Source organism: Pararhodospirillum oryzae (genome assembly GCF_007992075.1).
In the GTDB taxonomy this organism is placed as follows: Bacteria; Pseudomonadota; Alphaproteobacteria; order Rhodospirillales; family Rhodospirillaceae; genus Pararhodospirillum; species Pararhodospirillum oryzae.
In genome coordinates this window covers 1-6,674 of record NZ_BJZO01000101.1, presented here as the reverse complement: position 1 = coordinate 6,674, position 6,674 = coordinate 1, and the positions used below count along the sequence as shown (strand labels likewise).

The 6,674-nt window shown below is 69.3% G+C and carries 5 protein-coding genes; 2 read left to right on the top strand and 3 right to left on the bottom strand.

Translation table 11 applies throughout. The features are described from left to right. Nucleotides 1-55: 55 nt before the first annotated feature. Nucleotides 56-541, bottom strand: a complete 486-nt coding sequence (gene soxR / locus ROR02_RS14390) for a redox-sensitive transcriptional activator SoxR (protein ID WP_147164740.1) — start codon at nucleotides 539-541, stop codon at nucleotides 56-58. Between the two features lie 167 nt (nucleotides 542-708). Between soxR and ROR02_RS14385 the strand changes: the two genes are divergently transcribed. Beyond that, nucleotides 709-1,434, top strand: a complete 726-nt coding sequence (locus tag ROR02_RS14385; RefSeq protein WP_147164739.1) for an SDR family oxidoreductase — start codon at nucleotides 709-711, stop codon at nucleotides 1,432-1,434. Between the two features lie 81 nt (nucleotides 1,435-1,515). Here ROR02_RS14385 and ROR02_RS14380 read toward each other — a convergent pair whose 3' ends face one another. Both ROR02_RS14380 and ROR02_RS14375 read right to left on the bottom strand, forming a co-directional pair. Then, the gene (locus tag ROR02_RS14380) at nucleotides 1,516-3,561 is read right to left on the bottom strand and encodes a methyl-accepting chemotaxis protein (RefSeq protein ID WP_170245133.1); all 2,046 of its coding nucleotides are present in this window, start codon (nucleotides 3,559-3,561) and stop codon (nucleotides 1,516-1,518) included. Between the two features lie 279 nt (nucleotides 3,562-3,840). After that, nucleotides 3,841-5,616, bottom strand: a complete 1,776-nt coding sequence (locus ROR02_RS14375; protein WP_147164737.1) for an acyl-CoA dehydrogenase — start codon at nucleotides 5,614-5,616, stop codon at nucleotides 3,841-3,843. A gap of 361 nt (nucleotides 5,617-5,977) precedes the next feature. Here ROR02_RS14375 and ROR02_RS14370 point away from each other — a divergent pair, with 361 nt between their 5' ends. Further along, nucleotides 5,978-6,508: a hypothetical protein gene (locus tag ROR02_RS14370; protein ID WP_246135563.1), complete on the top strand. Its 531-nt coding sequence runs from the start codon at nucleotides 5,978-5,980 to the stop codon at nucleotides 6,506-6,508. Nucleotides 6,509-6,674 lie beyond the last annotated feature (166 nt).

The window sequence follows — 6,674 nt, the reverse complement described above, 5'->3', positions numbered from 1 at the left end:
TTATCGCATTTTCAGCCGAAATGGTGTCCATTTCAGCTGAAAATGTTCCAGGGGGTCAGGGCCCGTCGTCGGGCGGGGGCGGGGGAAGCCCCTTGGTCAGCAGCAAGGGGCCGGTGCCCGCCCGGCCCAGCTGATCGTCGGGATTGCGCAAGGGGCAGTCCTCCAGCGACAAACAGCCGCAGCCGATGCAGCCGTCCAGGTGGTCGCGCAGTTCCGTGAGGCCGTCGATGCGCGCTTGCAGCGCCACGCGCCACTGGGCAACCATCTGGCGCACGTCGGCCGTCGAGGGGGAAACCCCGGGCGGAAACGGCTTCAGCAGCCCGCTGATTTCGGAAAGAGGCAGGCCCAGCCGCTGCGCCGCGCGGATGATCGCGATCCGCCTCAAAACATCGCGTCCATAGCGGCGCTGGTTGCCCGGGCTGCGCGACGCGGCGATCAGTCCCTTGCTTTCATAGAAATGGAGCGTGGACACGCTCACGCCGCTGCGCGCCGCCACCTCGCCCACGCCAAGGAGCGGGGCCGGCTGCGTGGGGGCTGTCATCGCGCGATACTCCCCGTTCTTTCCGGTTGACCTCAAGTAAGGTTGAGGTCCTATACCCCGTGTCGGCTTGCTGGCGCAAGCTCTCCGGCCAGGGCTTGCCGGGGTGCCCGCCGGAGGCGTGCGCGCGGACGTGGCACGGACTTCCGGCCCATGGAGCGGATATCGCTATGGAAGAAAAACAGTCTCTGGCCCTGGTCAGCGGAGCCAACCGCGGCATCGGCCTTGCCATCGTGGCCGGTCTCGCGCGCGAGGGCGTGCGGGTGCTGATGGGCTGCCGCGATCTGGCGCGGGGCGAGGCGGCGTGCTCGCCCTTGCGCGAGGAAGGGCTTTCGGTGTGCCCGGTGCCGCTCGACATCACCAGCGAAACCAGTGTCTCCAACGTGGCCCAACTGATCGCGGGGGAATACGGCTCCCTGGACATCCTGGTCAACAACGCCGGCATCGCGCTGGATTACGATCCTTCCTTGCCGGTGGTCGAGCGGATGCAGCGCACGCTTGCGGTCAACGTGGTGGGCACCGTGCGCCTGACCGAGGCCATGGTGCCGCTGCTGGCCGGCTCGGCGCACCCGCGCATTGTCAACGTGTCGTCGGAACTGGCCTCGTTCGGGCTGCGTGGCACCCCGACGTGGGAATACGCGACCACGGTCATGCCCACCTATCAGGCGTCCAAGGCGGCGGTGAATTCCCTCACCCTTTCCTATGCCGGCTTGCTGGCGGACCGGGGGATCAAGGTCAACGCCATGTGCCCGGGCTTCACGGCGACGGAAGCCACGAATTTCACCGGGTCGCGCTCGCCGGAACAAGCGGCGGTGATCGCCCTGCGCCTGGCCTTGCTGGAAGACGACGGCCCCACCGGCACATTCGCCAACGATCAGGGGCGCCTGCCCTGGTAGGCGCCGCCCGGCCAAGGCGACCCGCCTTCGCCCGGGGCGGGCAGCCGGGACGGGGGTGGGAAGGCGGCGCGGGGCATGGGCTCACACGGCGCTGACCTGGGCCAGGAAGCGGTCGATGGCGGCTTGCAGGGTTTCGGTTTCCCGGGCCAGGCGGGTCACGGCGTCGGCCAGGCCCCCGGCCCGGCGCCGGGTGCCCTCGGCCGTGCTGCGCAGGGACTGCACATTGGTGGCGGCGGCCTGGGTGCCGTCGGCCACCGACTGCACGGTTTGGGCGATCTCGCCGGTGGCCATGCCCTGTTCCTCGATCGCCTGGGCGAGGACGGCGGCGGTGGTGCGCACCTCGGCGATGGCGTCGGCGATGGCGCGGATCCCCGCCACCGTGTCGCGGGTCTTGGCCTGGACCGCCATCACCCGCTGGCCAATCTCGCCGGTGGCGTGGCTGGTCTGGCCGGCCAGGGATTTCACTTCGTTCGCGACCACGGCGAAGCCCTTGCCCGCCTCGCCGGCCCGGGCGGCCTCGATGGTGGCGTTGAGGGCCAGAAGATTGGTTTGGGCCGCGATGGCGGTGATCAGGTCCACCACCTCGCCGATGCGTTCGGCATCCTGGGACAGGCCGTCCACCGTGGCCACCGCGCCCTGGGCCAGGGCGGCGGCCTCGGTCGCCGATTCGGCCGAGTGGGCCACCTGGCGCGAGATTTCCCGTACCTTGTCGGCCAGGGCGCTGGCGGTCGCGGCCACCTGTTCCGTGTCGCGGCTGGTCTGATCCACCGCCTGGGCCGCGCTGCCCGCCGCTTCGTCGGTCTGGCGCGACAGGCCGTCGACCTCGTCGGCCAGGGTGCGCAAGGCGGTGACCTGGGCCCCGGTGGCGGCCAGTTGGGTGTTCGCGGTTTCCTTGAACGCGGCGTTGAGGTCGGCCAGGGCGCGGGTGCGCTCGGCCAGCGCGGCCTGCTCGCGCGCCTTTTCCGCTTCCAGCGCCGCCGACGACAGCAAGGCCTGGCGGAAGTGTTCCAGGGCGCCGGCCACCCGGCCGATTTCGTCGCCGCGCCCGGTATCGGGCACCGGTTCGTCCAGTTTCTTGGCGTCCAGGCGTTCCAAGGTGGCGATCAGGCGGCCCATGGGCCCGACAATGGCCCGGCCCAGCAGCACGGCCAGCACCACCGCGATGGCCACCACCGCCCCCGAGACCCCCAGGCTCAAGGTGACGTTGGCGCTCATGTTGCGGGCAATCGCTTCCGAGACATCCTGTTGCACGGTCGAGGCATGGGCGCGCACGGTGCGCATGGCGGTGGCCGTTTCGCGCTCGGCCGGCAACAGGCGCTCGTCCACGGTGGCGGTGCGGGCATCCAGCGTGGCGCGGGCGTGTTCCAGGGCCTTGCGATACGTGCCCACGCCCTGGGCGGCCTGCTCCAGGCGCGCCTCGCCCGGGGTGCCGCGAAGAATGCGCCGAAGGGAGCGGATCTTGGCCTCGACCGTGTCCAGGCCATTGAAGATCGTGCCGAAATCGACCACGTCGGAGCGCAGGAAGTAGGCGTCGGCGGTCATGCGCGCCGAGATCAGGCGAATCCGGGCTTCCTGCGCCAGATGCACGGTGTTGGCGGAATTGGTGGCCACCGCGTCGGCGATCAGTTCGGCGAACAGCTGTTCCAGGATCGCGCCTTGCGCGCGGGCGGCGGCGAAGGCCTCGTCCACGTCCTTTTGCACCGCGACCAGCGAGGCAATCCCCGCGCCCAGGGTCTGCAACTGCCCGTCCAGGGAGGCCAGCACCGCCCGGTCCTCGGCGCCGACCAGGGGGGCCACGGCGCGCGAGGTGGCCGCCACCGCGTCAAGGGCGGCCGGGGCCTGTCCCAGTTGATCGGGCGATCCCGTGGCCTGAAACAGCCTCAAGCCGGCGCGCACGTCCTTTTGCAGGCGGGCTTCGGCCTCATCCAGTTGGAAACGGGCCGCGCTCAGGCTGTCGAGCTGATCCACCTGGCGGCTGGCCAGGAACAGGCCAAAGGCGCCCCCGCCGCCCAGGCCGATCAGCAAGACCACGATCATGCCGAAGCCCAGGGTAATCTTGTGTCCCAGGGAAAGATCACGGCCCAGCCGAACCAACCGCGCGCGCAAGGAAGACGTGGGAGGGGTCATGGCTATCCCTTTGCCATATTCCATTGGCCCATCCGCCTGCCGGCCGACGGGAAATCTCCCCCCTCTTGTTTATTAAAACCCGGTCTTGGTGTGTGTTCACGGCCTTTCGAGTCCGCGCCGCGAAAAAAGGCCCGCGAAGTGTCTGTTTGATTGTATTCCATGGTATGAAACATGGTTTGCGCGAAGCAAGGTTCTCCCAAGGAAGCCGGGCGTGGAACTCGTCTGGTTGCACAGGGGGAGGGGGTGTGCAAACCGACTCCCACGCCCGGCGGTTTGGGATTACCGGGACGCCAGATCGTCGGGCGACAGGGCCATCAGATCGGCGGGGCCGGCCTTCAGGGCTTCGCGGTGGCCGCTGGTGGCCGGCAGCAGGTGGCCGATGAAGAACGACGCCGTGACCCGGTGCGCCTCGGCCCGGGACGGAGCCAGGGTCGCGGCCTTGAGGGCTTGTTCCAGCAGCAGCCAGGCACCGGTCGCGAGCCCGGCCAGGGCCAGCAGGGGCGTGGCGCCGGCCTGGAGCGAGACCGGATCGGCATGCTCCAGCACCCACGCGCGCGCGGCTTCCAGGTCGTCGAGGCCCCGGCCCAGCCCGTCGGCGAGGGCGGGCCAGGTGTCGCGGGCGCGGGCCTGGGTCGCGCGCATGTCGGCCAGCAGGGCCGAGAGGGCGGCCCCCTTGTCGCGCGCGGTCTTGCGTCCGATCAGGTCAAGGGCCTGGATGCCGTTGGTGCCTTCGTAGATCGGCGTGATCCGCGCGTCGCGCAGCAGCTGGGCCGCGCCGGTTTCCTCCACGTATCCCATGCCCCCGTGCACCTGAATGCCCATGTTGGCCACCGTGACGGCGATGTCGGTGGACCAGCCCTTGGCGATGGGGGTGAGCAGGGCGGCGCGCGCCTCGGCCCGGGCCCGGGCCTCGGGGTCGGGATGGCGGTCGGCGCCATCCAGGGCGGCGGCGGTGGCAAGCGTGATCAGACGCGCGGCCTGGGTCAGGGCGCGCATGGTCATCAGCGAGCGGCGCACGTCGGGATGATGGACGATGGTCACGGACTCCGGCTTGCGGGTGACCACGTCGGGGCCTTGCACCCGCTCGCCGGCATAGGCCAGCGCGGCCTGGCAGGCGCGTTCGGCCACGCCCACGCCCTGGACACCCACCGCGAGCCGGGCGTTGTTCATCATGGTGAACATGTATTCGATGCCCCGGTTGGCCTCGCCCACCAAGGTGCCGATCGCGCCCCCCTGATCGCCAAAGGCCATCACGCAGGTGGGGCTGCCATGGATGCCCAGCTTGTGTTCCAGCGAGACACAGCGCACGTCGTTGGCGGCGCCCAGGGTGCCCTCGGCGTCCACCAGCAGGCGGGGCACGATGAACAGCGAAATCCCCTTGATGCCCGGGGGGGCATCGGGCAGGCGCGCCAGCACCATGTGCACGATGTTGGCGCTCATGTCCTGATCGCCGTGGGTGATGAAGATCTTGGTGCCGAACACCCGGTACTGGTCGGGGCCCAGATCGGGGGCGGGCTCGGCGCGGGTGCGCACGGCCGCGAGGTCGGATCCGGCCTGGGGCTCGGTCAGGTTCATGGTGCCCGACCATTCGCCGCTGATCAGGCGGGGCAGCCACAGGGCCTTCTGGGCATCGGAGCCGTGGCGGCTCAGCAGCTCCACCGCGCCGGCGGTCAGCATGGGGGCGAGGCCGAAGGCCATGTTGGCGGCCTGCCAGATTTCCTGCAAGGCGGTGGCAATCAGCCAGGGCAGGCCCTGACCACCGTATTCGGGATCGAAGGGCACGCCGTTCCAGCCGCCTTCGCAGAACTGGCGGTAGGCGTCGGGAAAGCCCTCGGGCGTGATCACCCGGCCGTCCTCCAGGTGACAGCCCTGGCGGTCGCCCACCGGGTTCAGGGGGGCCAGCACGCCGGCGGCCAGCTTGCCGGCTTCCTCCAGGATGGCGCAGACCAGATCCTCGCCGACCTCCTCGCAGCCGGGCAGGGCGGTGACCTCGGCCAGCCCGGCCGTGTGGAGCGCCAAGGTCAGATCGGCGATGGGCGCTTGGTAAACTGTCATCAGCGGACTCCCGTCAACGAATCCCCCGCCCGGCTGGGCCTGGGGGCTCAAGGGCGCCGGGCATCGAAGGGGGACCCGGCGCGCGTTATCCACTTTTTAGCTTTGTTTCGCCGAAAAGCGGTTTCCTTTTTTTTGGCCCTGTGCGAGAACCCGGGCCAGCGGATCCGACCGCGTGCCCGGGGCGCGGCAACGGCTTTATCGCACCGCATCAAGGGTGCCCGGGAGGGCGCGCCGGCGCAACGACCAAACCAGCGCGCGAACTAAGCCGGACTTCTTCAGATTCGACCGTAAGAAAACTGGCCAAGGGCCCTGTGTTGTGCTAGGGATTCGCCAGTTTCATGCTCCCCGGAGGACGCCACCCATGGCTCATTTTCTCCTCTCCGGCTCGCGTCGTCGCGGGTCGGTGACCCTTCGCGCTCGTCTTGTCGCCGTCGCCGGGCTGGCTGCCCTGGGTCTTGCCACCGTGGTGGGGACTCCGGGCCAGGCGGCGGCGAACTGCACGCTGTCCAAGGACGACGCGGCGCTGTCCGTGCGCACCTTGCAAAGCCACCTGATGGTTGCCGCGCTGTCGTGCGGGCAGTCCGCGCAGTACAATCAGTTCGTGGGTAATTTCCAGAAGGATCTGACGACGCAGGGCAAATCCCTGACCAGCTATTTCAGCCGTCAGTACGGTGGCGCCGCCAAGCGCGAGATGAACGCCTACGTGACCCGCATGGCCAACCAGGCCTCGCAGCGCTCGATGACCGACCGCCAGGCCTATTGCACGGAAAGCCGGGCAGTGTTCGAGGCCCTGGGCCAGGTGCCCGACGGGAAGCTGGTCGAGTTCGTTTCCGCGAGCTTGCCCTTCGCCATGCAGCCGGCCAGCTGCCAGACCCACACCGCCCGGAAGTAACCTGTTCCACGACGTTTTTCTCGTCTGGAAAGGGCCGGTCCGTTCTCGCGGACCGGCCTTTTTCGTGCCGTGGGCCCGGCGTGGGCGTGTTCTTGCGGATGGAAGTCCCTCGGAGCAATCGGGTGAACCGATTGCCCCGGAGTTTTTTCGATGCAAGCGCCGGGCG